Source organism: Nocardiopsis flavescens (assembly GCF_900141985.1).
GTDB classification, from domain to species: Bacteria; Actinomycetota; Actinomycetes; order Streptosporangiales; family Streptosporangiaceae; genus Nocardiopsis; species Nocardiopsis flavescens.
Window position 1 is genome coordinate 1 of sequence record NZ_FQZK01000015.1, and the last position, 24,302, is coordinate 24,302.

The following is a 24,302-nucleotide window of genomic DNA, read 5'->3' on the forward strand; positions in this document are numbered from 1 at the left end:
CGCCGTTGGTGGATGGGTTGGTGGGGTTCTGTCGGCGGTGGCGTCCGGACCTGGTGGTGTGGGAGCCGCTGACGTTCGCGGCGCCGGTGGCCGCGGAGAGCCTGGGCGTGCCCCATGTCCGGTTCCTGTGGGGGCTGGACCTGATCGGGCGGGCCCGCCACCACCACCTGGCGCGGCGTCCGCCGGACGCGCCCCGGCCCGATCCGCTGACGGACTGGATGGGGCACATGGCCCGCCGGTCCGGGACGGTGTTCACCGAGCGGATGACCCGGGGGCACCTGACCCTGGACCCGTTCCCCGACCCGCTGGCGCTGGACCCGGTCCCGGGCGTGGACCGGCTGCCGGTGCGCTACATCCCCTACAACGGGCGGGCCGTCTCGCCGGGGTGGCTGGCCGGGGCCCGCTCGGGGCGTGCGCGGGTGTGCCTGACCCTGGGCGCGACCGCGGTGGACCGGCTGCACACCGGGACCGGTCTGGACGTGAACGGGCTGGTGCGGGCGCTGGCCGCGACGGGGGCCGAGGTGGTGCTGGCGTTGACCCCGGACCAGCTGGACGCGTTGCGGGACCCGCCCGAGGGGGTGGTCGCGGCGGGTCCCACCCCGTTGCACACCCTGCTGCCGACCTGTGACGCGGTGGTCCACCACGGGGGTGTGGGGACGCTGTGCACCGCGATGGTGCACGGGGTGCCGCAGCTGGTGCTGCCGCAGGTGATCGCTCCGATGTACATCTACGACGAGCCGGTGCTGGCGGAGCGGCTGGACCGGCAGGGGGCGGGGCTGACGGTGCGGTCGGCGGTGCTGGAGGGCGGGGAGCTGACGGGGATGCTGGCCCGGCTGCTGGAGGGCCGGGAGCACCGGGAGGCGGCCCGGGACCTGGCGGCGCAGGCCCTCGCGATGCCCGGGCCGGGCCGGACCGCCCACACCCTGCACCACCTCACACACACGGGGGTGTGAGGTGTCAGGCCCCGGGGACGGCTCCCTGCTCGTTCTCCACCCGGTCCTGCCCCTTCTCCACCCGCTCGATGATGAAGTCGGCGAAGTCCTCGAACGAACCGCCCTTGAAGTCGACCATCTGCTCCAGCAGCTCGACGCTGTAGAGGTCCTCCAGCATCAGCGTGAGCTGGACGACGGCGAAGGAGCCGATGTCCTCCATCTGCTCGGGCTCGGGGAGGTCGTACTGCGGCTCGCTGTGGGTGAACATGAGCACGGTCATCGCCTGGATCTTGATCTGGGCGATCAGCTCGTCGCGGTCAATGGAGGGCATGCGGAACGGCCTTTCTCGATGGGGGTGGATCATACGGACGGCGCGGACGGGACGTCGACCGTCAGTCCCTGCCGCTCAGGACGCGGAGGAAGACCGAGGCGATCTTCTGCCAGTCCTCCCGGGAGATGACGAACGTCCGGCGGCCCGCCGCCCTCGCGGCGAGGTCGCCGGGCGGTTCGGCGACCTCCAGGAGCATCGCCGGGTACGCCTCGATCGTCGCCAGGTGGTCCTCCTCCGGCCAGAAGTAGATCCGATCCGCGTCCCACTCGGCGAAGATGTGGTTGATCATCAGCAGGTTCGCCTCGATGCCGAGCCCCCTGACCAGGGCGTCGGTGTCGCTGACCATCTCGATGGCGCGGGAGCCGGCGATCCCCTCCACACCGTGCACGGACACCAGGGCCACCGTCCTGCCGTGGACGGTCTCCTCGACGCGGAACACCGCGTCGGCGCCGCCGGCGCAGTCCCGCGCGAGCCCGGGGGCCCCGGGGTGGTCGCCCAGCCCCCAGGCGGCGAGGGCCTCGCTCGGCTCGCGGACGGGCAGCGGCACCGGGTCTATCCGTGTCCTCCGGGTCCGGACCTGTGCGTGGGACATGCCTCAATCCTCCTGGCCGTCGGTACCGCGCCGCCGCGACGGCGGCGGGCGGGCCCCCCGGGGGCCGGGGAGCATGGGGGGACGCTAACGGCACGGGGACACCACGGGAAGCGGACCGGGAACCACCCACGTCAGCGGGACCGCCGGATGTCCCGCTGGCGGGACACGTGCTAGTGACTCTGCGACCGGCGGCGACGGAGGACGGGGCGGACATGGGCGAGGCGGTCGTACTGGTGACGGGGGGCTCCCGGGGCGTGGGCGCGGAGGTGGCGGGCCTGCTCGCCGAGCGCGGGGACGTCGGGACCGTGGTGGTGAACCACCGGGACGGGAACAAGGCGTGGATGGCCCGCGCCGTCGCGGCGCGGGTCGAGGCCGCGGGCCGCCGCGCCCTGGTCCTGCGCGCCGACCTCACCGACCCCGACGAGACGCGGGGCATGCTCGCGGACCTGGAGGAGTCCGCCGGCCGGCTGGACGGCCTCGTGCTGAACGCCAGCGGGGGGCTCGAACGCTGGGCGGACGAGGGGTACGCGATGCGCATCAACGCCGACTCCCCCGTCCGGCTGGTCGACGCCGCCCTCCCGCTGATGCGGCCCGGGGGGCGCATCGCGTTCGTGACCTCGCACTGGGCGCACTTCGAGCGCTACGAGTCGCCGGTGTACGCGCCGGTGGCGCGCAGCAAGCAGGCGGGCGAGGCCGCCCTGCGCGCGCGGTCCGCGCGGCTCGCGGCCCGCGGCGTGGCGCTGACGGTGGTGAGCGGCGACGTCATCGCCGACAGCCCCATCGCCCTGATGCTCGACCGGCTGAACCCGGGCTGGCTGGCGGCGCGGCGCGACCGCGTGGGCCCGCTCCCCGACACCCGGGCGTTCGCCGGCGCCATCGCGGACGCCGCCGTACCGGACGGGCGGGGCGCCCGCCCGCCCGCCACGGTGTACGTCGGCAGCACGCGGATGTGATCAGGACCGCGGGACCATCTCCCGCAGGGCCTCGGCGAGCGCCTCGGACCAGTCCCGGAGCGGCGCCGCGCCCCAGTCCGCCCACCGGTCGCCCCCCAGCACGCTGTACGAGGGCCGGTCCGCCGCGCGCGGGAACCGGTCGTCGGGGCAGGGGGACACGAGCGCGGGGTCGGCCCCCGCCAGGGCGTAGACGGCGCGGGCCAGCCCGAACCAGGTCGTCCGCCCGCCGTTGACCGCGTGCAGGACGCCGACCGCGTCCGCGCGGCGCCCCGCCCAGAGGACGCGTTCGGCGAGGTCCCGCGACCAGGTGGGCTGGCCCACCTGGGTGTCGACGACCTCGGAGGACAGGCCCCGCGCGGCGCGGCCGGCCATCGTGCCGACGAAACTGCGCCCGTGCGCCCCGTAGAGCCAGGAGGTCCGCAGGACCACCGAGCGGTCCGGCAGCGTCCCCAGCACGGCGTCCTCCCCGTCGCGCTTGGTCAGCGCGTAGACGGAGCACGGGTCGGTCGGGCAGTCCTCGGCGTACGGGGTGGACCGGCCCCGGCCGGAGAAGACGTAGTCGGTCGAGATGTGCACCAGTCGGGCGCTCCCCCGCGCGCACGCGCGCGCGAGGTGGCCGGGCGCCGCCGCGTTGACCTCGCGGGCCCGCTCCGGCTCCGCCTCGGCCCCGTCCACGTCGGTGTAGGCGGCGCAGTTGACCACCACGTCGGGACGGCGCCCCCGCACGAAGGCGTCCACGGCGTCGGGCCGGGTGACGTCCAGCAGGGACCGCGGCGGTGCGAGCACCTCCTCGCCCGCCCCCTCCAGCACCCGCACCACGTCGTGTCCCAGGGTCCCGCCGGCCCCGGTGACCAACCATCGCATCGGCCGTCCTCCTCACGGTGTCCGAGCCCGCGGCCGTTCCGCGGGACCCGGCCGGGCAATACGCTGCGCACTGTCGGCTCCCGGCACGCGGCTCCCCAACGGCGGCCTCCGAGCGGCGCGCGACTCGCCCCCCGGGGGTCCAGGAAGGCCTTCCCCAGCATGCAAGCACGCAGATTAGCGATCGACGGAGCGTTCGAGTTCACCGCTGCGGTGTATCCCGACGACCGCGGCCTCGTGGCCACCCACTTCCACGAGGCGTCCTTCGCTGAGGCGACCGGGGGCGTCCTCTTCCCCGTCGCGCAGACCCTGCACAGCCGCTCGCACGCGAACGTCGTGCGGGGGGTGCACTACACCGCCGTGCCCCCCGGGGCCGCCAAGTACGTGTACTCCTCCGCGGGCCGCTCCCTGGACATCGTCGTCGACATCCGCGTCGGCTCGCCGACCTACGGGCTGTGGGACTCGGTCGTCCTGGACCAGCGGGACCACCGGGCCCTCTACCTGCCGACGGGGGTGGGCCACGTGTTCATCTCGCTGGAGGAGGGGACGGTCATGACGTACATGCTCTCCGCCCCCTACGTGGGCGGGCGCGAGATGGCGCTGTCCCCGCTCGACCCGGCCTTGGGGCTCCCCCTGCCCGGCGCCCCCGAACCCCTGCTGTCCCGGCGCGACCTGGAGGCGCCGACACTGGAGGAGGCCCGGGTCCGGGGCCTGCTGCCCGTCTACGGCGAGTGCCTGCGGTGGGAGAGGTCCCACCTCGCGGCCACCCCGCGCGCCCTGCCCGAAAACCCGCCCCCTACCGTCTGAAAGCGCCGGAAGGCCGCGCCGCGGCCGGTCCCGACCCCGTGACCGACTTCTGCACCGGACAGGACACGACCACAGGAATGGCGATGCAGTACACGACTCTCGGCCGTACCGCGCTACAGGTGAGCAGGCTGTGCCTGGGGACGCTGAACCTCGGCGTCAACCTGCCCAAGGACGACAGCTTCGCGCTGCTGGACAGCGCCCTCGACGCCGGCATCAATTTCATCGACACGGCCGACCAGTACGGGTGGCAGGTGCACAAGGGCTGGACCGAGGAACTGCTCGGGGAGTGGTTCGCCCTGGGCGGCGGGCGGCGCGAGAAGATGGTCCTGGGGACGAAGGTGTTCACCCCCATGAGCGACTGGCCCAACGAGGGCGGGCTCTCGGCCCGGCACATCATCTCCGCCTGCGACGCGTCGCTGCGCCGGCTGCGCACCGACTGGATCGACCTCTACCAGATGCACCATATCGACCGGAGCGCCCCCTGGGAGGAGGTCTGGCAGGCGATGGAGATCCTCGTCCGCCAGGGGAAGGTCCGCTACGTGGGCTCCTCCAACTTCGCGGGCTGGCACCTGGTCGCGGCCCAGGAGGCCGCCGCCCGGCGGCACTTCCTGGGGCTGGTCTCGGAGCAGTCCTGCTACAACCTGGTCCGCCGGCACATCGAGCTGGAGGTCATCCCGGCCGCGCGCGCGTACGGGATCGGCGTGGTCGTCTGGTCCCCGCTGCACGGCGGCCTCCTGGGCGGGGCGCTGCGCAAGCTGGAGCAGGGGACCGCGGTGAAGACCGCGCGGGGGCGGGCCATGGAGGCGATGCCCGTGCTGGAGCCCGTGATCGCCGACTACGAGGCGCTCTGCGAGGAGCGGGGGCTCAAGCCCGCCCAGGTCGCCATGCGCTGGGTGCTCTCCCGGCCGGGGGTGACGTCGATGGTCATCGGCCCCCGCACGGAGGGCCACCTCTCCGACGCCCTGGACGTCCTGGAGGCCGAGGAGGACCCGGAGCTGTTCCGCGAGCTGGAGCGCCTCTTCCCGCCCATCGGCAACGGGGGGCCGGGCCCCGAGGCCTGGGCCTGGTGACCGGGCGCCGCCTGCGCCCGCCCTCCTTCCCCTAGGGTGTGCCGCGTTCGGCGGCCCCTGGCGGATCTCGTCCGGGAGAGGCCGCCTCCACCGGCTTTCCGCGAGGAGGATGCAAGGCGATCATGGTCGAGAAAAGCAGGTTGGAAGGTGTCTCCGGCACCGGGGGGAGAACGGCGGGCCGCGCGTCCGCGCAGGGGGCGCTCCCGTGAAGAAACTGGCGCTGCTCTCCCTGAAGCACAGATCCGCGGTCGTCATCCTCTCGATCGCCGCGCTGTTCGGCTGCGCGTTCGCCGTCAACGGCGCCCAGCGCGAACTCATGCCGTCCATGGAGATCCCCATGGTCATGGTGGACGCCACGTACTACGGCGCCTCCCCCCGGGCGGTCGAGGACGAGGTGACGGTCCCCCTCGAACAGGCGCTCCGCTCGGTCCCGGACATCGAGTCCTTCCACTCGGTGTCCTCGGAGGGCCGCTCCCGCGTGACCCTGGAGTTCGACTTCGGCGTGTCGGCCGAGACCGTGCTCCGGGACGTGCGCCGGGCCACGGACGAGGCCGCGGCCTCGCTCCCGGACGAGGTCGAGGTGTTCGCGCAGTCGTTCAGCTCCGTGGACATCCCCGTCGTCATGCTCGCGGTGAGCGGGGACCCCGAGGCGGGCGGCGAGCAGGCGCTCGCCCCGGCCCTGGAGCAGCGCGTGGTCCCCGAACTGGAGGACGTCGAGGGCGTCCGGACGGTGGTCGTCAACGGGATCCGCGAGCGCACCGTCACCGTCCGGGTCGACGAGGAGGCCCTGGAGGACGCCGACCTGACCAAGGCCGACGTCCTGGCCTCGCTGGAGGAGAACGGGGCCCGGATCCCGGGCGGCCCGGTCCACGAGGACGACGGCGAGTTCAACGTCACCACGGGCTCCTCCCTCGAATCGCTGGAGGACGTGGAGAACGTCCGGGTGGCCCCCCGCGAGGCCGTGACCGCGAGCGGGTTCGGGGCACAGGGTTCCATTCCGGACTCGGTCCCGGTCCACGAGGTCGCCGAGGTGGAGCTGGAGACCGACGCGGCGTCGACGATCACCCGCACCAACGGGCAGCCCAGCCTGGGGGTGGTCATCACCAAGAACCCCGACGGCAACGTCATGGAGATCTCCCAGGCCGTGCACGCGGGCGTGGACGGGTGGGAGGACGCGCTCGGCGACGGGGCCGAGATCACGGTCGTCTCCGACCAGGCCCCGCCGATCGAGGACTCGATCTCCTCCGTCATCGAGGAGGGCTACGTCGGTATCGCCTTCGCGGTCCTGGCCATCCTCGCCTTCCTGCTGTCCGTGCGCTCGACGCTGGTCGTCTCCGTCGCCATCCCCCTGTCGATCCTGCTCTCCCTGGCCGGGACGCAGCTGCTGGGGTACTCCCTCAACCTGGTCACCCTGGGCGCGATCGCCGTGACCATCGGGCGCCTGGTGGACGACGCGATCGTCATCCTCGAGAACGTGCAGCGGCACATGACCTTCACCGAGGACCGGATGACGGCGGTCCGCGAGGGCACGCTGGAGGTCACTCCGGCGATCGTCTCCTCCACCCTCGTGACGCTGATGGGCTTCGTGCCGTTCGTGTTCGTCACCGGGATGACGGGCGAGGTGTTCCGCCCGTTCGCGCTGACCGTCTCCCTGGTCCTGGTCACCTCGATGCTGGCCGCCCTCACCGTCGTACCGACCCTGTCGTACCTGTTCGTGCGGCCGGGGTACGGGTTCCGCCGGCGCGCCGCCGCGGCGGACGGCGTCCCCGAGCCCTCGCCGCTCCAGCGCGGCTACCGCTCCGTCGTCCGCTGGGCCACCGCCCACCGGGTCGCCACACTGGCCGCGGGCGCGGCGCTCTTCATCGCCACGATCGGCATCTCGCTGTCCCCCTGGCTCAAGACCGACTTCCTCGGCGAGGAGGGCCGCAACACCTTCCAGGCCGTGCAGGAGCTGCCCCCGTCGCTCTCCCCCGAGGAGGTCGACGCCGAGGCCGCCAAGGTCGAGGAGGCCCTCTCCGGGGCCGCCTGGGTGGACTCCTACCAGGTCACCATGGGCGGCAACAGCGTCACCTCGGCGCTGGGCGGCGGCGGTGTGGGCGACACCGTCTACAACGTCACCACCGACCCGGACGGCGACCTGGACACCCACTGGGACCGGCTGGGCGAGCTGCTGGCCGGGGTGGACACGGAGTACCCGACCACCCTCGACGACGGGAGCACGGACGGGTCCTCGGGCATCACCGTGCACGTCGGCGCGCTGACCCCGGAGGTCGCGGCCGAGGCCGCGGACGAGGTGGTCGCGGCGCTCGAGGAGATCGACGACCTGGAGAACGTGCGGACCGACATCGGCGAGTCCGTCGTCACCTACGAGGTCGTGGTCGACGCCGAGGAGGCGGCGGACCGCGGGCTCACCGAGGGGGCCGTGGGCGCGGCGGTCTTCCAGGCCTTCCAGGGCACGGACGTGGGGACCGCGCGGGTCGACGGCCACCTGCGCGACGTCGTCGTGTACGTCGACGACGAGCCCGGGACCCTCGACGAGGTCGAGGACATCCGGGTGTCCACCCCCGACGGGAAGACCGTGCGGCTGTCGTCCGTGGCCGACGTCGTGGAGGTCGAGAGCCCGCTCTCGCGCGGCCGGCTGGACGGCGTCACCAGCGTCACGGTGACCGCATCGCCCGCCACCGAGGACATCGGCGCGCTGAGCACCCGGGTGGACGGGGTGCTGGACGGCCTCGACCTGCCGGAGGACGCCACGGTGTCCACGGGCGGGGTCGCGGCCGACCAGGACGAGGCGTTCGAACAGATGTTCTATGCCATGTTCGCGGCGGTCATGATCTCCTACGTCATCCTGGTGGTGACCTTCCGGAGCCTGGTCCAGCCGCTGGTGCTGCTGGTCTCGGTGCCGTTCGCGGCCACCGGCTCGATCGGCCTGCTCCTGATCACGGGCATCCCCCTGGGCGTGCCCGCGCTCATCGGCCTGCTCATGCTGATCGGCGTGGTCGTCACGAACGCCATCGTGCTCATCGACCTGGTCAACCAGTACCGCGAGCGGGGCATGGAGCTGTCCGAGGCGGTCGTGCAGGGGTCGATGTACCGGGTGCGCCCCATCCTCATGACGGCGGTGGCGACCATCGCGGCCCTGCTGCCGCTGGCGTTCCAGTTCACCGACGGCGGGGGCGCGTTCATGACCCAGCCCCTGGCGATCGTCACCATCGGCGGGCTGTTCTCCTCGACGGTGCTGACGCTGGTGTTCGTCCCGGTGCTGTACACCATCGTCGAGCAGCGCAAGCTGCGGCGGGCGGAACGCCGGGAGGAGAAGCGGGAGAAGCGGCGCCTGAAGAAGGAGGCGGCCCGGACCGCCGCCGCGGGCGGGGACGGCGCGGGGTCCGCGGAGTCCGCGGAATCCCCCGGTGGGGAACCGCAGGACCCGCCCCGGGAGTGACCGGGACCCGCGGGGCCGGGAGCGCGTCCCGGCCCCGCGGGCGCCCGTCGGCGGTCAGCGGACGACGACGGTGGTGCCCACCGCGATGTGCCCCTCCTCCCGCAGCCAGTCCATGGCGGGCAGGCTCACCCGGGCACAGCCGTGGGAGGCCGGGTACGCCGGAACGCTGGGGTAGCCGTGGACGGCGATGCCGCCGTTGAAGTACATCGGCGCGTAGAGCGCCCCGTAGGGGCCCGGGTCCCAGCCGGAGACCTGGCGGAACACCGCGTAGGACCCGGTCGGGGTGGTGGCGATCCGCTCGGAGCCGTCGGAGCCCAGGTAGGGCTTGCCCGAGCCGGTGGAGGTGTTGAGCGTGTACTCCACCTCCCCGCCCGAGACCACCAGGAGCAGCTGGCGCTCCAGGTCGATCTCCAGCGCGTCGCCGGAGGAGGAGGCCGAGGGCCGGGCCCCGTCGGCGAGCGCGGCCCGGGTGTCCGGGCCGACCACGCCGTCGCGGGCGATGCCCGCGGCCTTCTGGAGGGCGAGCACGGCCTGGGCGGTGTTGGGCCCGAACTCGCCGTCGGCGCCGTCGAGCCAGTAGCCGAGGTCGAGCAGGTCGTTCTGGAGGGCGGTGACGGCCCGCCCGGAGTCGCCGTTGCGCAGCTCGCCGGCGGCGGCGTGGGCGGGGGTCGGGGCGAGCAGGAGGGCGCCCAGCAGTGCGGCGAGCAGCACGGCCAGGAGCCGGGTCGGGTGTCTGCGGAACGTGCGGGGGTGTGTCGCGGGGGTCGGCATATTCCCCTTGTACCCGCCCGTGGCGGATCATGGGCGCATTTTCCACAGCCTGTGGAAGAAATGCGTCCGGCCCGGGTCCGCGCGGACCCGGGCCGGGCCGGGGTCCGCCGGAGGTGCGCGCCGCGCACCGGCCCGGGGGTGTCCGCGCGCCGGTGCCGGGCGACCCGCGCCCGGCGCGACGCGCCCCGGGGCGGCGCGGTCCGCGCCCCGCCCTCAGGAGCCGGCGGCGGGGCTGCGCAGGGTGGCGGCGACCTGGGCCAGGGCCCGGCAGCGGGCGAACTCCACCGAGGTGAAGGGCGCGCCGGACCGCCGGACCACGAGCACCCGGCCGTCGGGGGCGGGCAGGGTCATGACGGTGCCGGACAGGTCCTCGCGCCCCAGGCCGGCGGGCGGCGCGTCCGCGGTGTCGACCCGCTGGGCGGCGGCCAGGGACAGCAGCGAGTGCTCCAGGGTGGCGTTCCCGGCGGCGAGCGCGCCGACCAGGGCCAGCGTCCGGCTGGTGGTGTCGCTGAGTTCGTGGGGGTCGGCGGTGCGCACGATGGCGTCGCGCCCGCCCGCCTCCCGCACGGCCGCGTGCAGGGCGTGCGCCCCCACGTGCGCGGGCGCGCTCACGAAGAACTCGTCGACGGCCTCGGTGCCCGCGGGGTGGACGTGCATGAGGCGGATGTCGATGCCCAGGGCCGCGAACCCGGCGGTCAGCGCGGCGAGCCCGCCGGGGACGTCCGCGACGGTCACCCGCACGCTCCACAGGCGGTCGCCGGGCGGGTCGTACGGGGCTCCGGCCCGGTGCGGGCGGTGGACCGCGGCGGCCCCGGGGAGCGGGGCGCGCCGGTGGCGGCGCCAGCGGTGCAGGCCGGAGGCCACGACGAGCAGCGCCCCGACCGCGAGCAGGACCCGGACCCCGCCGTCGCTGTGCCCCAGGGAGAGCACCACCAGGTGCGCCGCCCCGGCGGCGAGCAGCAGCACCCCGAAGTCCAGGGCCTCCCGGCCGAGGAAGCCGGTGGACCGGTCGTCGTTTCCGCGGTGGGCTTCGCAAGAGTCCATGGGACCGACGATGCCGGGCCGACGTTGCGTCCGTGCTCCGGCGGATGACGGGAGGGTGACGTCCGGCCGTGAGCCCTGTCACGCCCGCCGCGCGGACGGGCGCCCGCACCGCCCTCAGTCGGCCTCGATGAGCCCGGTGACCTCGATGTCGATCCGCGCGACCGGGAGCCGCAGGCGGTCCTCCAGGACCTCGCGCACGGCGTGGCGGACCTCGTCGGCGGCCTCGGTGATGGGCGTGCCGTGGGCGACGCGCGCGCCCAGCGAGACGGTGAGCCCGTCCCGGTCCCGCCGCACCCGGCAGCGGCCCACGAGCACCCCGGGGACGGAGCGCGCGGAGAAGCGCGCCAGGGCGGCGACGGCGGACTCCCGTACGTGCGTCGTTCCCGGGCCGGGGGCGTCGAGCGCCAGGGACCGGCGGCTCCCGCGCTCGGCGCGGATAGCGCGCATGACGTCGTCGACGAGTCCGGCGGGGGCGGTGACCGCCTCGGCCTCGGGCTCGCGCAGCACGGAGACCAGCGGGGCGAGTTCGCGGGCGGCGGCCCGGCAGTACGGGCAGGCGGCCTCGTGTTCGGTGGTGCGGCCCTCCATCAGGTTCCGCACCAGCGCGTCCTCCCCGTGTCCGCAGGGGAGGAGGTCGTCAGCGCCGTCGTCGGGCGGTTCTAGCGCCATGGTGCAAGAGCCTTCACGAGATGGGCGCGGGCACGGTGGATCCGCCCACGCACGGCGGTCGGGGTCGCATCGACGACTTCTGCTATCTCTTCATATCCCCATCCTTCCATTTCCCGCAGGACCCAGCAGGTGCGCTGCGCGGGGGGCAGTCCGGCCAGGGCCTGGGAGAGCGCTCCCCGCAGGTCGCCCGCCAGCGCCTCGGCGGCGGGCCCGGCCTCGCGGGAGCCGGGGTCCGTCCGCTCGTCGATCGGCTCGGTGTCCGTCCGGGCGCGCAGCAGGTTCAGGGCCCGCCGCCCGGCGATGCGCTTGAGCCACGGGCCGAACACCGCGGGGTCGCGCAGCTCGGGGAGTTTGCGCCAGGCCGTGATGAGGGCTTCCTGGGCCGCGTCGCGGGCGTCCCCGGGATCCCGCAGGATGCGCAGCGCGATGCGGTAGACCGTGTCCTGGTACCGGTGCAGCAGCATCTCGAAGGCCGCGTCGTCGCCGCTCCGGGCACGCTCGACGAGGACGGTCTCGGGCACAGGGGCTTCGGGCGCGGACGGCGCTGCGTCATCCCCGTGGCGCTCACCTGACACGGATCACCCACTCACGGTATGGGAACAGATACAGTCAGTATCCATTCAAGCATCCATTAAACGTGATCCACGACACAAGACAATCGCCGTGAGCCGCGGCCGGTCCCGTGTGTCTTCAAGGGGACGGCACCGGAACGGGCGTGCCGCCGGAGGGGACACCGCCAGAGGGGAACGGGGAGGAACCGCCATGGGAGAAGTCCGGACGCCGGTCCGCGGGGAGGGCCCGCCGGCCCCCGCGCCGGGCGGCGGCGCGGCCCTGCCCCGCCCCGCGGCCTCCGCGACCGCGGCGAGGCTCCGCCTCTCCCTCCTGCGCTCCGCGGCGCAGCGCCTCTCCGGCGCCCCGAACCCGCCGGGCACCGCCCACCGGTGCGAGACCACGAGAAACAAGTAACGAGGAGACGAACATGGCAGCCAAGAACCCCCAGGACGACGTGACCGCCGGCACCGACCTGCGCCGCGTCGACGCCCCCGCCACCGCGGGAACCCAGGGCCGCACCGTGATCGCCGACCACGTGGTCGCCAAGATCTCCGGCATGGCCGCCCGCCAGGTCCGCGGCGTCCACCGGATGGGCGGCAACGCCGCCCGCGCCTTCGACGCCGTCCGCGAGCGCATCCCCGGCTCGACCTCCACGTCCGCCGCCGACCGCGGCGTCGCGGTCGAGGTCGGCGAGCGCCAGGCGGCCGTCGACATCAACCTGGTCGTCGAGTACGGCGCCGTCATCCCCGACCTGGCCGGCGAGGTCCGGCGCAACGTGGTCTCGGCCGTGGAGCGCATGACGGGGCTGGAGGTCACCGAGGTGAACGTGGCCATCGACGACATCCACCTGCCCGGCGAGGGCGAGGAGTCCTCCGGCACCGAGCCGCGCGTGCAGTAGGGCATCCGCGGTGAACACACGGCAGACCGAGCACCGAGACCGGAGTTGAGGATCTATGTGGCCGATCGTCGGACTCGCCTTCGGGGTGGTCCTGGGACTCACCGCGGCGTTCGGCGGGTTCTGGGCGTTCCTGCTGGTCCTGCTGTTCGGGACGGTGGGGTTCCTCCTGGGCAGGGCGTACGCGGGCGAGGTCGACCTCGCCGCGCTCTTCACCCCCCGGGACCGCGGGGGCCTGCGGTGAGCGCGCCCGCCGGGGAGGCGCCCGCGCCCCCGCGGGGCGGGACCGCGATCGCCGACCGCGTGATCGAGCGCCTGGTGCGCCACGAGGCGCTGGGCCACGAGGCGGTGCGCCCGCTGGAGGGGCCGGGGGCGCTGCGCGGCGCGATCGCGGGGCCGCCGGTGCGGGTCGAGGTGAGCCGCGGCGGGTCCCGCGTGTCCCTGCGGGTGGAGGTCGCGATGGCCTTCCCCCGGCCGCTGGAGGAGGCCGCGGCCGACCTGCGCGGACGCCTGGTCGCCGCGGTCGAGCGGACCACGGGGCTGCGCGTCCACACGGCGGACGTCAGCGTCGTCCGCCTCGTCCTCTCACCGGTCCTGCGCTGACATGAAAGGCCGCCCATGAGCCCCGACAAGAATCCCGAGCGGACCCGGGCCCGCTCGGCGCGGCGCACCGCTCTGCGGCTGCTGCGCCCGCACCGGACGGGCACCGCCGTGCTGTGCGCCGCGGTCCTGGCCCTGGCCGGAGCGGTGCTCGGTGCCCTCCTCCTGGGGCGGGCCCTGGCCCCGGACCACCCGGCCGTCAGAACCGCCGACGGCCTGGCCGCGGGTCCGGCCGACCAGGGCACGGCCGCGCTCGCGCTCGCGGTCGCGGCGGCCTGCGCGCTCGCCGCCGGGACCGCGCTGGTCCTGTCGGCCCTCCTGCGCGGCGGCCGGGGCCCCCTCGCCCTGCGGACCGGCGACCCGTCGCTCGTCCTGGGGATCACCCGCGGCGGGGCCGCCCGGCTGCTCGCCGAGCGGGCCCGGGAGGTCGACGGTGTGAGCGGGGCCCGCGTCCGGCTGGGGCGGCGACGCGTCCGGGTGCTGGTCTCGACCCGGCTGCGCGGCGCGTCCGGCACCCTGCGCACGGGAGTGGAGGAATCGGTGCGCCGACGATGTGAGGAGCTGGGTGTGCTGTCGCGTCTCAAGGTCCGGGCGCGTGTCCGGGAGGTGGGGCCGGCATGACGGTCACCTCTCCGGCCCACGACGCACGGACCCCCGCCGCACGGGCCCCGGCTCCCGCAGGGCGCTCGGCCTCGCGCCGACGGTTCCGCGGGGCCCTGCGCCGCTCGCACCTGAACCGCTCGCTGTCGCTCCTGCTCGGGGCGGCGCTGATCGCCGCGGGCGCCCTGGGCGCCGCGACGGCCGCGGACCGGGCCGGGATCGCCGTCCCGGGGTGGCCGCCGCCCTGGCCCCCGGTCCCGGCGCCCCTGCTCGCCTACGCCGTGGCGGCCGCCGCGCCGGTGGCGCTGCTGCTGGGCGTGTGGTGGCTGCTGGCGCAGCGGGACACCCGCCGGCTGCGCCGCGTCGTGCGCGGCGCGGACTCGGTCTCCGGCATCACCGTCCTGTCGGGGCACGCCCTGGAGGACGCGGTGGCCGCGACCGTGGAACGGGTGCCCGGGGCGGTGCGGGCGCGCGCCCGGCTGCGCGGACCGGAGAGCGCGCCGTGGCTGCGGGTGGAGGCGACCGTCTCCCCCGACACCGACCTCGACGGGTTCCTGCGCGCCTGCCGGGAGTCCGCGGTGGAGGCGCTGGAGCTGTCCCTGGGCCTGCCCGAGGTGCCGACCGTCGTCGTGGTGTCCGCGGGCGGGAACGCGACGCACTCCCGGGTGCGGTGACCAGGGGAAACGCGGCCCCCGCGCGACTCCTGTAGCGCTGAGAGTGAACGTAAAATCACCGTCCGCGGGGGATTTCTTTCCACCGGGCGGGAAGGTGAACTAGATCACATAGTTTAGGGCGTGAGTTGATCAAGCCCGACCGTGTCTTCACGGACGAGCGGCAAGAACAGAGTGACGGACCACGGGAGACCCCATGAGAATCCCTGCCGGGCTCACCTCGACGGGCATGACGACCGACACCGCCTCCGCCCCGGCGGCGAACACACCGGCCACGAGAACACGGAGGAAGCGGCGGCACGGCGGGGACCGGCCCGGGGACGGGCCCGCGACGGTCCTGGTGCGCGCCGACACCTCCACCGCGACGGTGGGCGTGTTCATCGTCGTCGGCGTCGCGGCCGGGCTGATCGCGGTGATCGCCGTGGTCCTCCTGGCCCGCCCCGACGCGCCCACCCTGCTCAGCGGCTTCGGCCAGGAGTCCACCTGGGCCATGCCCGCCACCGCGGTCGCCTCGGCCCTGGGGCTGACCTTCCTGATCGCCGCCGTCATCGCGGACCGGCGCGCGGAGGAGGCCCTGCGCCGGGCCTGCCGCGACCAGGACGCCGACGCCCGCGGCGAGGCGGACCGGGCGCGGCGCGTGCCCTGACCCCCGTGCGGAGGCGGCCCGCCGCCCCCGCCGACGCGCGGGCCGCGTCCGGGCCCGCCCCGCCACCGGGGGCCGGGGCGGGTCCGGACGCCGGGACCCCTCCCCGCGCGCGGACGTGTTATCTTCGCCCTTCGCGGCGACCCGGACCTGAGCCCCTCGCGCATCAGGGACGTGCCGGACACACCGTGCCCTCCGGGCACGAAGTTCCTTTCCAGCACGTTCTCCAGGGGGTCCTTCTCCGTGCGCGTCTATTCAGCCGTGTACATCGCAGGGCTGCGCAGGTACTCCACGTACCGCGCGGCCACACTCGCCGGCATCCTCACCAACTCGGTCTTCGGCTGCATCAACGCCGCCGTCCTGCTCGCGCTCTTCTCCGTACGGCCGCTGATCAACGGCTACGACGCGGCGGACGCCGTCACCCAGGTCTTCGTCTGCCAGGCGCTGGTGGCCACCGTCGCGATCCTGGGTCCGCCGCTCGACCTGGGCGAGCGCATCCGCAGCGGGGCCGTCGGCACCGACCTGCTGCGCCCCGTCCCGCTGCTCGGCTGGTGGCTGGCCGAGGACATGGGCCGGGCCACGTTCAGCATCGTCTTCCGCGGCGTGCCCACCCTCCTCATCGGCACGGTCCTGTTCGACCTGCTCCTGCCGGGGACCGCCGGCCACTGGGCGGCGGTCCTGGCCTCGGTCGCGCTGGCCGCGGTCATCGGGTTCGCCCTGCGCTACCTCTACGAGCTGGCCGGCTTCTGGATCCTGGACACCCGGGGCATCTGGGCGGTCGTCGGCCTGGTCGGCCCGGTGGCGGCCGGGGTCCTGCTGCCGCTCCCGCTGTTCCCGCCCGGCGTGGCCGACGTGCTGCGCGCCCTGCCGTGGGCGTCCATGATCCAGATCCCCGCCGAGATCACCCTGGGCAAGGAGAGCCTCCCGGGCGGGTCCGCCGCGGGCGGCCTCGCCCTCCAGGCCGGCTGGGCGGCCGCCCTGCTGCTCCTGGGCGCGCGGCTCACCTCCGCCGCCACCCGCAAGGTGGTGGTCCAGGGTGGCTGACCTCCTCGCCCGCCCCTGCGGGGGCACCGTCGAACGCCTGACCCGGCCGGCCCGCGTCTACGCCCTCCTGGCCTGGACCTGGAGCCGGGCACTGGCCCAGTACCCGGCCTCCCTGGCGCTGATGACCTTCGGGACCGCGCTGGGCGCGGTCGCCGAGATCTTCGCCGTGTTCGTCGTGTTCCGCCACGCCGGGGCCCTGGACGGCTTCTCCCTGGCCGAGGGCCTGCTGATCGCCTCCCTGGCCAACCTGATGTTCGCCGCCGCCGACATGCTCATGGGCATGGTGGAGGGCCTGGGCCAGCACATCCGCTCCGGCTCCCTCGACGTCATGCTGGTGCGCCCGGTGTCCCCGCTCGTCCAGATCGCCACCGACCGGTTCGCCGTGCGCCGCCTGGGCCGGGTGGTCCCGGCGGCCGCGGTCGCCGGGTTCGCCCTGTACCACTGCGACATCGACTGGACGGCGGGCAAGGTCCTGATGCTCCCGGTCCTGGTGGTGTCGGGGGTGGCGATCGCCGCCTCGGTCTGGACGGCGAGCGGCTGCCTCCAGTTCTTCGTCGCCGACGCCCGCGAGGCCGCCAACTCGGTGACCTACGGCGGGCATGCGCTCACCGAGTACCCGCTGTCCATCTACGGCAAGGGCGTCGTGTACGCGGTCACCTTCGCGGTCCCGCTGGCCTTCGTGGGCTGGCAGCCCGTCCTCTACCTGCTGGACCGGCCGGACCCGACCGGGCTGCCCGACCTCCTGCGCTTCGCGCCCCCGTTCGTCGCCGTCGCCGCCTGCACGGCCGCCGCCCTGCTGTGGCGGCTGGGCCTGCGCCACTACCGATCCACCGGGAGCTGACCGATGACCTCCGCACACTCCGACGACGCCGTCATCGAGGCGGTCGGCCTGGGCCGCGACTTCGTGCTGTCCGAGGGACCGCTGTTCCGCCGCCGCAGGCGCACCGTTGCCGCGGTGCGCGGCATCGACCTCACCGTCCGCGCCGGGGAGGTCGTCGGCTACCTGGGGCCCAACGGCGCGGGCAAGAGCAGCACCATGAAGATGCTGACCGGCATCCTCACCCCGACCTCGGGGAGCCTGCGGGTCCTGGGCATGGAGCCCGCCCGGGAGCGGACCCGCCTGGCCTCGCACATCGGGGTGGTGTTCGGGCAGCGCACCACCCTGTGGTGGGACCTGCCGCTCAAGGACAGCCTGGAGCTGACCCGGCACATGTACCGCGTCCCGGCCGCCGACCACGCCCGGCGGCTGGCCGAGCTGACCGGGCTGCTCGAACTGGGCCCCTTCCTCGCCACACCGGTGCGCCAGCTCAGCCTGGGCCAGCGGATGCGCGGGGACCTCACCGCCGCGCTGCTGCACGGGCCCCGCCTGCTGGTCCTGGACGAGCCCACCATCGGCCTGGACGTGGTGAGCAAGGCGACGATCCGCGAGTTCCTGCTGCGGCTGAACGCGGAGGAGGGCACGACCATCCTGCTGACCACCCACGACCTGGGCGACGTGGAGCGCCTGTGCGACCGGGTGGTGGTGATCGACCACGGCTCCCTGGCCTACGACGGGGACCTCGCGGGGCTGCGCGCCGCCGTGCCCGTGCCCCGGGTGCTGGTGGTGGACCTGGCCGAGCCGTCCCCGCCCCTGGAGGTGGCGGGCGCGCGGTTCGTGCGCGCGGAGGGGCCCCGCCAGTGGCTGGAGCTGGAGGACAACCCGTCGGCCGTGATCGCCAGGGTCGCGGCGGGGAACGAGATCGCCGACCTGACCCTGCGCGAGCCGGACATCGAGGGGGTGGTGGCGGCCCTGTACCGGGGCGCCGAGCCGCGCCCGGCCTGACCTGCACAGGGACCGCCCGGGGCGCCGCCGACGGCTTTCGTTGGCGGCGCCCCGGGCGTGTCGTCCGGGCCCGCGGGTGACGAAACCCTGTACGACGGGCTTCCGGGCTTTCGTTGCGTGGTTGCGTCACCTCCCGGATCGTCACCCGGGCACGCGCCTCAGCCCTCCGCGAAGGGACCCTCCCCGTCGCACCACGACCGTGCGTCCGGCCTCAGCCCTCCGCGAGGGGGAACCCGACCGTGACCGTGAGCCCGCCCCCGGGCCGGGGCAGCGCCGACACGGTGCCGCCGTGCGCCTCGGTGATGGACCGGACGATGGAGAGCCCCAGGCCGCTGCCGGGGCGTCCGCCGTGCAGGCGGGCCGCGTCGCCGCGGTGGAACGGCTCGAACAGCACGTCGGCGTCGCGCACCCGCGGCCCGGTGTTGGCGACCCGCAGCACGGCCCGCCCGGCGACCGCGCGCACCTCCACGCGCACCCGCCCGCGGCCCGCGTCCGCGTCGACGTTGTGGAGCAGGGCGTTGTCCACGAGGTTTCGCGCGAGGTGGGCCAGCAGGACCGGGTCCCCGTCCACCTCGGCGGGCTCGACCGACAGCCCCAGTTCCACGCCGCGGGCCCCGGCCGCCTCGGTGTGCAGGGCGACGGCGTCGCCGGCGACCTCGGCCAGGCTCACCGCCTCGGTGGCGGTCAGCCCGCGGTCGGACCGGGCGAGCAGGAGCAGCCCGCAGATGAGGCCCTCGCTGCGCTCCACCGAGTCCAGGACCTGTGCCACGGCCGGGCGCAGGTCCTCGGGCACCCGGCCCTGGGACAGCGGTACCTCCAGGGCGGCGCGCTGGACGGCCAGCGGGGTGCGCAGCTCGTGGGAGGCGTTGGCGACGAACCTGCGCTGGCTGTCGAAGGCCCGCTCCAGCCGGGCGAGCATGCCGTCGAAGGTGTCCCCCAGCTCCTGGAACTCGTCGTCGGGGCCGGTCAGCGCCAGGCGGCTGTGCAGGTCGTCCTCGGACAGCGTGCGGGCGGTCTCGGTGACCCGGCGCAGCCGCCGCAGGGGGCGGCCGGCGATGAGCCACCCGGCGAGGGCGGCCAGCGCCGTCACCCCGCCCAGCACCAGCGCGGAGGTGATCAGCATGTCGCCGAGCACGGCGGAGCGGTAGGCCGTCACCTCCGCGGCGAGGTCCTGCTGGACCTTCTCGAAGTCGTAGTCCCCGGTCTCCCCGGCGGCCACGACGGGCGCGGCGGGGGCGGCGGGGGCGGCGGGGGCGGCGGCCGTGTCCGCCCGGTCCAGGGCCTGGACCGTCACGCCCTCCAGCGTCATGGCCAGGTTGACGCCCCGGTCCTCCAGGCTGGCCGAGACGATCCCGTAGTTCACCCCCAGCAGCACGATCCCGCCGAGCACGAACACGGCCGTGTAGACCAGCGCCAGCCGGGTGCGCAGGGTCAGCCCCCTCACGCCCCCTCCCCGGCCCGGACCCGGTACCCCTGGCCGGGGACGGTCTCGATGACCGCCGGGTCGCCGAGCTTGCGCCGCAGGCCGTGGACCACCACCTTCAGGACCCCGCTGAACGGGTCGAGGTGGGCGTCCCACACCTTCTCGATCAGGTGGACCGCCGACAGCGGGGCGCCGTCGGCGCGCAGCAGCTCCTCCAGGACCCCCAGCTCCTTGGGCGAGAGCGCCACCTGCCGGCCGTCGCGGAACGCGGCCCGGCGCACGGTGTCCACCTCCAGCCCGGCCGCGCGCAGCAGCGGCGGGGCCGCGGGGCGCGCCCGCCGCCCCAGCGCCCGCACCCGGGCCACCAGCTCCGGGTACGCGAAGGGTTTGGCCAGGTAGTCGTCGGCCCCCAGGTCCAGCCCGGCCACCCGGTCCTCCAGCCCACCGGCCGCGGTGAGCATGAGCACCCGGGCGTGCACGCCGGGGTCCTCCACCAGGAGGCGGCACACGCGGTCGCCGTGCAGGACGGGCAGGTCCCGGTCCAGGACGATGACGTCGTAGTCGTGCACGGTGGCGGTCTCCCAGCCGGTGGCACCGTCGTGGCAGACGTCCACGGCCATCCCCTCGCCGCGCAGCCCCCCGGCCACCGTCGCCGCGAGCGACGGCTCGTCCTCCACCACCAGAACCCGCACGGAACTCCCCCTCCCGACCGATCACCCTCTGACGGGCGAGTATGCACCCGCCGGGTTAGAGCGCGGTTATGGCGGGCGGGAAGGACCCCGGCCGCAGGCCGTCCGTTGAGGGTGGCGGAGGGCGACGGGCGGGAAGAACCGCGGCCGCAGGCCGTCCGTTGAGGGTGGCGGAGGGCGACGGGCGGGCTAACCGACGGCTAACCGCTCCCCCGATGGCATGTGCTCCGACGAGGTGCCGGAACGGCCGGCACCGGGACCGAGGAGTGAACCACATGCGCGCACCGGCCTACGCCCTGGGGGCGGTCATGACGGGACTGCTGCTCACCGGATGCGGCGCCCTGGGCGGGGACGACGGCGGGGAGGCCGGCGGGACACGGGAGCCCACCACGGAGGAGGCGATGGTGGACTTCGCCGCCTGCATGCGGGAGAACGGCTTCGACATGCCCGACCCCGAGGGGGACGGCGTCTCCATCGGCATGCCCGCCGCCGGCGCCGACGACGAGGAGCTCATGGCGGCCCTGGAGTCCTGCGAGGAACTCCTCCCGGTGGACGAGAACGCGCCCTCCGAGGAGGAGGTGTTCGAGCGCCACCTGCTGATGGCCGAGTGCATGCGCGAGGAGGGCTACGACATGCCCGACCCGGAGCCCGGCCAGGCCCAGCCGATGCCCGTGCAGCCGGACGACGACGAGGGTATGGAGGCGCTCACCCGCTGCTCGGACCACGCGGACGCCGAGGCCCTGGGCGAGGGGGGCGGTGACTCGTGAGCACCGGCACACCCCCGGCCGGGCCCGGGACGGAGGACGCCGGGGAGCGCCCCCGCCGCGGGTGGCGCGGCCTGGGCTGGCTGGCCGCCGCCCTGGCGGCCCTCACCGCGCTGTGCGCGCTGGCCGCCTTCACGGTGTGGGGGCCCTCCGCCTCCTCCGGCGGGGAGCCGGCGCCGCGCCCCGGGGCCACCGCGCACGTGGAGCTCACCACCCTGGAGCGCCGCGAGTCCCTGGACGGCACCCTGGGCCACCCCAGGGCGGGGTCCTTCTTCGCCCGCTCCGACGGGGTGCTGACCCGGCTGCCCGACGTGGGCGCCGAACTGTCGGCGGGCGACCGGGCCTGGGAGATCGACGACCGCCCCACGGTCCTGCTGCGCGGCGACGTCCCCGCCCACCGGCTGCTGGAGCCGGGCGTGCGGGGCGAGGACGTGCGCCGGTTCGAGCAGGCGCTGTCCGAGCTGGGGTACGGCGGGTTCACCGTCGACGACGAGTACACCTGGCTCACCGCGGAGGCCGTCCGGAACTGGCAGCGCGACACCCGGGGCATGGAGGTCACCGGCACGGTCGACCCGGCGCGGATCTGGTACACCTCCGGCCCGGTGCGGGTGACCTCGCACGAGGTGGCGGTGGGGTCCGACGTCGGGCCCGGCACCGCCCTGCTCGACACCACCGCCACCGAGCGCGTGGTGCGGATCGACCTGGACGTGGACGACCGCGGCCTGGTGGCCGAGGGCGACGAGGTCACCGTGGAGATGCCCGGCGGCGGCACCGCGACCGGCGAGGTCGCCTCGGTGGGCACCGTCGCCGAGGCCGGGGAGGAGTCCCAGGACGGGGCGCCCGGAGAGGAGGGCGGGGCCACCGTGGAGGTGCTGGTGCTCCTGCCCGACGACGCCGAGGGGTTCCTCGACCGGGCGCCCGTCACCGTGGAGGTGCGGGGGCAGAGCCGGGAGGACGTCCTGGCCGTGCCGGTGGGCGCGCTGATCGCCCTCTCCGGCGGCGGCTACGGGGTGTCGGTGGTGGACGCCGACGGCACGGTGGGCGAGGTCCCGGTGGAGACCGGCTGGTTCTCCGACGGCCTGGTGGAGGTCACCGGGGACGGGATCGGCGAGGGCACGGAAGTGGTGGTCCCGGGATGAGCGTCCGCGAGGACGGGCGGGGGGCGCGGGACGTCCCCGCCGTCGAGTTCGCCGGGGTGGGCCGCTCCTACCCCGGCGGGGTGCGCGCCCTGGACGGGGTGGACCTGCGGGTGGAGCGCGGGGAGATGGCGGCGATCGTCGGCCCCTCGGGGTCGGGCAAGTCGACCGTGCTCAACCTGGTCGGCACCCTGGACGCGCCCACCGAGGGCACGGTCCGCGTGTTCGGCCACGACATCGGGGCGCTGGACGACGGGGCGCTGGCGGCGCTGCGCTCCCGCACCCTGGGGTTCGTGTTCCAGCGGTTCCACCTGGCCCCCAACGTGCGGGCGCTGGACAACGTCGCCGACGGCCTGCTGTACGCGGGCGTGCCCCTGCGGGCGCGCCGGGAGCGGGCGGCGGCGGCCCTGGAGCGGGTGGGGCTGGCCGACCGGGTCGGCCACCGGCCGCACGAGCTGTCCGGCGGGCAGCGCCAGCGGGTCGCGATCGCCCGCGCGGTGGTCGGCTCCCCGGAGCTGCTGCTGGCCGACGAGCCGACGGGCGCACTGGACACGGCCTCGGGGGCGGAGGTGATGGACCTGCTGCGCGGGCTGAACGCGGACGGCGTCACCGTCCTCGTCATCACCCACGACCGCGAGCTGGCGGCGCAGGCGCCCCGGCGGCTGGAGGTGCGGGACGGCCGGGTCGTCGCCGACTCCGCCGCGCCCCTCCCCGAGGGGGTCTCATGATCCGCGCCGCGCGCGGGCGCGGCTCCGGGCACGACCGGCCCCGGCCCGCACGGCTCTCCCCGCTCGACCACCTGCGCACCGGGGCGAGCGGGCTGCGCGCCCGGCCCGCCCGGGTGGTCCTCTCCGCCCTGGGGATCGCCATCGGCATCGCCGCGATGGTCGCGGTGGTGGGCATCTCCGCCTCGGGCCGGGCCGACCTGGAGGCCACCCTGGAGCGGCTGGGCACCGACCTCGTCACGGTGGCGCCGGGCACCACCTTCTTCGGCGGCGACGCGACCCTGCCGGAGGACGCGCGGGGCCGGATCGGCCGCATGCCCGAGGTGGACCGCACCTCGCAGGTGGAGCAGGTGGGCGGCGCCAAGGTGTACCGCAGCGACCTCGTCCCCGCGGGGGAGTCCGGCGGGATCTCCGTGCACGGCGTGGACGTGGACCTGCTGGACACGCTGCGCGCGCGGACGGCGCTGGGCTCGTGGTTCAACGGGGCGACGACGGACCACCCGGCGACGGTGCTGGGCGCCTCGGCCGCCGAGCGGCTGGGCGTCCACCGGATCACCCCGGACACGCTGGTGCTCATCGGCGGCGAGTACTTCTCCGTGGTGGGCGTGCTCGCCCCGGTGGAGCTGGCACCCGAGCTCGACAACGCCGCGCTGGTGGGCCAGGAGGTCGCGGAGCAGGTGCTGGGCGCCGACGGCGACCCGTCCACGATCTACGTGCGCACGGACCCGGAGCGGACCGCCCAGGTCCGGGACCTCATCGGCCGCAACGCCAACCCGGAGCGGCCCAACGAGGTCGAGGTGTCGCGGCCCTCGGACGCCCTGGCGGCCGGGCAGGCCGCCGACCGGACCCTCCAGGGCCTGCTGCTGGGACTGGGCGGGGTCGCCCTGCTCGTCGGCGGGGTCGGGGTGGCCAACACCATGGTCATCTCGGTGCTGGAGCGGCGCGGGGAGATCGGCCTGCGCCGGGCGCTGGGGGCGACCCGCGGGGCGATCCGCGTGCAGTTCCTGGTGGAGGCGATGGCGCTGTCGCTGCTGGGCGGGGTGTTCGGCGTGGCGCTGGGCGCGCTGGTCACGGGGGTGTTCGCCCTGCTGCGCGGCTGGCCGTTCGCCCTGCCCTGGTGGGCGGGGGCCGGCGCGGTGGCCGCGACGGTGGCGATCGGCGCGGTGGCCGGGCTGCTGCCCGCCCTGCGCGCCGCGGCCCAGCACCCCGTGGAGGCGCTGAGCGCGGACTGACCGCCGCCTCCGGGCCGGCGCGTCCCACCGGCCC

General features: G+C 75.2%; 27 protein-coding genes. 18 read left to right on the forward strand and 9 right to left on the reverse strand.

The window, feature by feature from the left end; all coding sequences use genetic code 11:
* A partial coding sequence (locus BUE45_RS21650) for a nucleotide disphospho-sugar-binding domain-containing protein (protein ID WP_218619577.1) occupies positions 1-953 on the forward strand: 953 nt, incomplete at its 5' end.
* 4 nt (positions 954-957) lie between these two features.
* Here BUE45_RS21650 and BUE45_RS21655 read toward each other — a convergent pair.
* Positions 958-1,263, reverse strand: coding sequence for a hypothetical protein (locus BUE45_RS21655; RefSeq protein WP_073381228.1), 306 nt, complete (start codon positions 1,261-1,263; stop codon positions 958-960).
* 61 nt (positions 1,264-1,324) lie between these two features.
* Positions 1,325-1,855, reverse strand: coding sequence for a hypothetical protein (locus BUE45_RS21660; RefSeq protein WP_143173439.1), 531 nt, complete (start codon positions 1,853-1,855; stop codon positions 1,325-1,327).
* A 173-nt stretch (positions 1,856-2,028) separates the two neighbouring features.
* Here BUE45_RS21660 and BUE45_RS21665 point away from each other — a divergent pair, with 173 nt between their 5' ends.
* Positions 2,029-2,808: an SDR family oxidoreductase gene (locus BUE45_RS21665; protein WP_218619578.1), complete on the forward strand. Its 780-nt coding sequence runs from the start codon at positions 2,029-2,031 to the stop codon at positions 2,806-2,808.
* Here the strand turns inward: BUE45_RS21665 and rfbD are convergent, their stop codons facing one another.
* Entirely contained in the window at positions 2,809-3,672 is an 864-nt protein-coding gene (gene rfbD, locus BUE45_RS21670; RefSeq protein WP_073381231.1) for a dTDP-4-dehydrorhamnose reductase, read from the reverse strand. It lies immediately after the preceding gene.
* Between the two features lie 159 nt (positions 3,673-3,831).
* Here rfbD and BUE45_RS21675 point away from each other — a divergent pair, with 159 nt between their 5' ends.
* The 3 genes from BUE45_RS21675 to BUE45_RS21685 all read left to right on the forward strand — a co-directional run bounded on the left by BUE45_RS21675 (position 3,832) and on the right by BUE45_RS21685 (position 8,988).
* Positions 3,832-4,476: a dTDP-4-dehydrorhamnose 3,5-epimerase family protein gene (locus BUE45_RS21675; RefSeq protein ID WP_073381232.1), complete on the forward strand. Its 645-nt coding sequence runs from the start codon at positions 3,832-3,834 to the stop codon at positions 4,474-4,476.
* A gap of 83 nt (positions 4,477-4,559) precedes the next feature.
* Positions 4,560-5,546 carry an aldo/keto reductase gene (locus BUE45_RS21680; protein WP_073381233.1) on the forward strand — a complete coding sequence of 329 codons (987 nt, stop codon included), beginning with the start codon at positions 4,560-4,562 and terminating at the stop codon, positions 5,544-5,546.
* Between the two features lie 205 nt (positions 5,547-5,751).
* The gene (locus BUE45_RS21685) at positions 5,752-8,988 is read left to right on the forward strand and encodes an efflux RND transporter permease subunit (RefSeq protein ID WP_073381234.1); all 3,237 of its coding nucleotides are present in this window, start codon (positions 5,752-5,754) and stop codon (positions 8,986-8,988) included.
* Positions 8,989-9,042: 54 nt separating this feature from the next.
* Here BUE45_RS21685 and BUE45_RS21690 read toward each other — a convergent pair whose 3' ends face one another.
* From BUE45_RS21690 to BUE45_RS21705, 4 genes are all read right to left on the reverse strand, one after another.
* Positions 9,043-9,759, reverse strand: coding sequence for a L,D-transpeptidase family protein (locus BUE45_RS21690; protein ID WP_073381235.1), 717 nt, complete (start codon positions 9,757-9,759; stop codon positions 9,043-9,045).
* A 213-nt stretch (positions 9,760-9,972) separates the two neighbouring features.
* Positions 9,973-10,803, reverse strand: a complete 831-nt coding sequence (locus BUE45_RS21695; RefSeq protein ID WP_073381236.1) for an ACT domain-containing protein — start codon at positions 10,801-10,803, stop codon at positions 9,973-9,975.
* A 114-nt stretch (positions 10,804-10,917) separates the two neighbouring features.
* Positions 10,918-11,472, reverse strand: a complete 555-nt coding sequence (locus BUE45_RS21700; protein ID WP_073381237.1) for an Asp23/Gls24 family envelope stress response protein — start codon at positions 11,470-11,472, stop codon at positions 10,918-10,920.
* The gene (locus BUE45_RS21705; protein WP_084737631.1) at positions 11,463-11,936 is read right to left on the reverse strand and encodes an RNA polymerase sigma factor; all 474 of its coding nucleotides are present in this window, start codon (positions 11,934-11,936) and stop codon (positions 11,463-11,465) included. The genes BUE45_RS21700 and BUE45_RS21705 overlap by 10 nt, the downstream gene beginning before the upstream one ends.
* A gap of 515 nt (positions 11,937-12,451) precedes the next feature.
* On the opposite strand from BUE45_RS21705, the gene BUE45_RS21715 reads away from it, so the two are divergent.
* The 9 genes from BUE45_RS21715 (at position 12,452) to BUE45_RS21755 (ending at position 18,299) form a co-directional block, all read left to right on the forward strand.
* Positions 12,452-12,922, forward strand: a complete 471-nt coding sequence (locus tag BUE45_RS21715) for an Asp23/Gls24 family envelope stress response protein (protein ID WP_073381240.1) — start codon at positions 12,452-12,454, stop codon at positions 12,920-12,922.
* A gap of 55 nt (positions 12,923-12,977) precedes the next feature.
* Positions 12,978-13,163, forward strand: coding sequence for a DUF2273 domain-containing protein (locus BUE45_RS21720; RefSeq protein WP_073381241.1), 186 nt, complete (start codon positions 12,978-12,980; stop codon positions 13,161-13,163).
* Positions 13,160-13,522: an Asp23/Gls24 family envelope stress response protein gene (locus BUE45_RS32650; RefSeq protein WP_073381242.1), complete on the forward strand. Its 363-nt coding sequence runs from the start codon at positions 13,160-13,162 to the stop codon at positions 13,520-13,522. Before BUE45_RS21720 ends, BUE45_RS32650 begins: the two co-directional genes overlap by 4 nt.
* Before the next feature lie 15 nt (positions 13,523-13,537).
* The gene (locus BUE45_RS21730; RefSeq protein WP_084737608.1) at positions 13,538-14,140 is read left to right on the forward strand and encodes a DUF6286 domain-containing protein; all 603 of its coding nucleotides are present in this window, start codon (positions 13,538-13,540) and stop codon (positions 14,138-14,140) included.
* Complete coding sequence (locus BUE45_RS21735) at positions 14,137-14,793, forward strand: Asp23/Gls24 family envelope stress response protein (RefSeq protein ID WP_073381243.1); 657 nt, start codon at positions 14,137-14,139, stop codon at positions 14,791-14,793. Before BUE45_RS21730 ends, BUE45_RS21735 begins: the two co-directional genes overlap by 4 nt.
* Before the next feature lie 193 nt (positions 14,794-14,986).
* Positions 14,987-15,436, forward strand: a complete 450-nt coding sequence (locus tag BUE45_RS21740) for a hypothetical protein (protein WP_143173440.1) — start codon at positions 14,987-14,989, stop codon at positions 15,434-15,436.
* A gap of 240 nt (positions 15,437-15,676) precedes the next feature.
* Positions 15,677-16,477, forward strand: coding sequence for an ABC transporter permease (locus BUE45_RS21745; RefSeq protein WP_073381245.1), 801 nt, complete (start codon positions 15,677-15,679; stop codon positions 16,475-16,477).
* A complete protein-coding gene (locus tag BUE45_RS21750) occupies positions 16,470-17,318 on the forward strand; it encodes an ABC transporter permease (RefSeq protein WP_073381246.1) in 849 nt (282 codons plus the stop codon). The genes BUE45_RS21745 and BUE45_RS21750 overlap by 8 nt, the downstream gene beginning before the upstream one ends.
* 3 nt (positions 17,319-17,321) lie before the next feature.
* Positions 17,322-18,299 (forward strand): ABC transporter ATP-binding protein, encoded by a 978-nt coding sequence (locus BUE45_RS21755; RefSeq protein ID WP_073381247.1) that lies wholly within the window; start codon positions 17,322-17,324, stop codon positions 18,297-18,299.
* 211 nt (positions 18,300-18,510) lie between these two features.
* Here the strand turns inward: BUE45_RS21755 and BUE45_RS21760 are convergent, their stop codons facing one another.
* Positions 18,511-19,743, reverse strand: a complete 1,233-nt coding sequence (locus BUE45_RS21760; protein WP_073381248.1) for a sensor histidine kinase — start codon at positions 19,741-19,743, stop codon at positions 18,511-18,513.
* Complete coding sequence (locus BUE45_RS21765; RefSeq protein ID WP_073381249.1) at positions 19,740-20,414, reverse strand: response regulator transcription factor; 675 nt, start codon at positions 20,412-20,414, stop codon at positions 19,740-19,742. The genes BUE45_RS21760 and BUE45_RS21765 overlap by 4 nt, the downstream gene beginning before the upstream one ends.
* A gap of 272 nt (positions 20,415-20,686) precedes the next feature.
* Here BUE45_RS21765 and BUE45_RS21770 point away from each other — a divergent pair, with 272 nt between their 5' ends.
* The 4 genes from BUE45_RS21770 to BUE45_RS21785 are packed head-to-tail and all read left to right on the forward strand — an operon-like array spanning position 20,687 to position 24,268.
* Positions 20,687-21,178 (forward strand): hypothetical protein, encoded by a 492-nt coding sequence (locus BUE45_RS21770; protein ID WP_073381250.1) that lies wholly within the window; start codon positions 20,687-20,689, stop codon positions 21,176-21,178.
* Positions 21,175-22,314, forward strand: coding sequence for a peptidoglycan-binding protein (locus BUE45_RS21775; protein WP_073381251.1), 1,140 nt, complete (start codon positions 21,175-21,177; stop codon positions 22,312-22,314). The genes BUE45_RS21770 and BUE45_RS21775 overlap by 4 nt, the downstream gene beginning before the upstream one ends.
* Entirely contained in the window at positions 22,311-23,039 is a 729-nt protein-coding gene (locus tag BUE45_RS21780; protein WP_073381252.1) for an ABC transporter ATP-binding protein, read from the forward strand. The genes BUE45_RS21775 and BUE45_RS21780 overlap by 4 nt, the downstream gene beginning before the upstream one ends.
* Complete coding sequence (locus BUE45_RS21785; RefSeq protein ID WP_073381253.1) at positions 23,036-24,268, forward strand: ABC transporter permease; 1,233 nt, start codon at positions 23,036-23,038, stop codon at positions 24,266-24,268. The genes BUE45_RS21780 and BUE45_RS21785 overlap by 4 nt, the downstream gene beginning before the upstream one ends.
* Positions 24,269-24,302: the final 34 nt, after the last annotated feature.

Bases quoted from the DNA above. Each gene is read 5' to 3' on its own strand.
- BUE45_RS21655 (WP_073381228.1), bottom strand. From the start codon at position 1,263: ATGCCCTCCATTGACCGCGACGAGCTGATCGCCCAGATCAAGATCCAG.
- BUE45_RS21660 (WP_143173439.1), bottom strand. From the start codon at position 1,855: ATGTCCCACGCACAGGTCCGGACCCGGAGGACACGGATAGACCCGGTG.
- rfbD (WP_073381231.1), bottom strand. From the start codon at position 3,672: ATGCGATGGTTGGTCACCGGGGCCGGCGGGACCCTGGGACACGACGTG.
- BUE45_RS21675 (WP_073381232.1), top strand. From the start codon at position 3,832: ATGCAAGCACGCAGATTAGCGATCGACGGAGCGTTCGAGTTCACCGCT.
- BUE45_RS21680 (WP_073381233.1), top strand. From the start codon at position 4,560: ATGCAGTACACGACTCTCGGCCGTACCGCGCTACAGGTGAGCAGGCTG.
- BUE45_RS21690 (WP_073381235.1), bottom strand. From the start codon at position 9,759: ATGCCGACCCCCGCGACACACCCCCGCACGTTCCGCAGACACCCGACC.
- BUE45_RS21695 (WP_073381236.1), bottom strand. From the start codon at position 10,803: ATGGACTCTTGCGAAGCCCACCGCGGAAACGACGACCGGTCCACCGGC.
- BUE45_RS21700 (WP_073381237.1), bottom strand. From the start codon at position 11,472: ATGGCGCTAGAACCGCCCGACGACGGCGCTGACGACCTCCTCCCCTGC.
- BUE45_RS21705 (WP_084737631.1), bottom strand. From the start codon at position 11,936: ATGCTGCTGCACCGGTACCAGGACACGGTCTACCGCATCGCGCTGCGC.
- BUE45_RS21715 (WP_073381240.1), top strand. From the start codon at position 12,452: ATGGCAGCCAAGAACCCCCAGGACGACGTGACCGCCGGCACCGACCTG.
- BUE45_RS21720 (WP_073381241.1), top strand. From the start codon at position 12,978: ATGTGGCCGATCGTCGGACTCGCCTTCGGGGTGGTCCTGGGACTCACC.
- BUE45_RS21730 (WP_084737608.1), top strand. From the start codon at position 13,538: ATGAGCCCCGACAAGAATCCCGAGCGGACCCGGGCCCGCTCGGCGCGG.
- BUE45_RS21735 (WP_073381243.1), top strand. From the start codon at position 14,137: ATGACGGTCACCTCTCCGGCCCACGACGCACGGACCCCCGCCGCACGG.
- BUE45_RS21740 (WP_143173440.1), top strand. From the start codon at position 14,987: ATGAGAATCCCTGCCGGGCTCACCTCGACGGGCATGACGACCGACACC.
- BUE45_RS21755 (WP_073381247.1), top strand. From the start codon at position 17,322: ATGACCTCCGCACACTCCGACGACGCCGTCATCGAGGCGGTCGGCCTG.
- BUE45_RS21770 (WP_073381250.1), top strand. From the start codon at position 20,687: ATGCGCGCACCGGCCTACGCCCTGGGGGCGGTCATGACGGGACTGCTG.
- BUE45_RS21780 (WP_073381252.1), top strand. From the start codon at position 22,311: ATGAGCGTCCGCGAGGACGGGCGGGGGGCGCGGGACGTCCCCGCCGTC.
- BUE45_RS21785 (WP_073381253.1), top strand. From the start codon at position 23,036: ATGATCCGCGCCGCGCGCGGGCGCGGCTCCGGGCACGACCGGCCCCGG.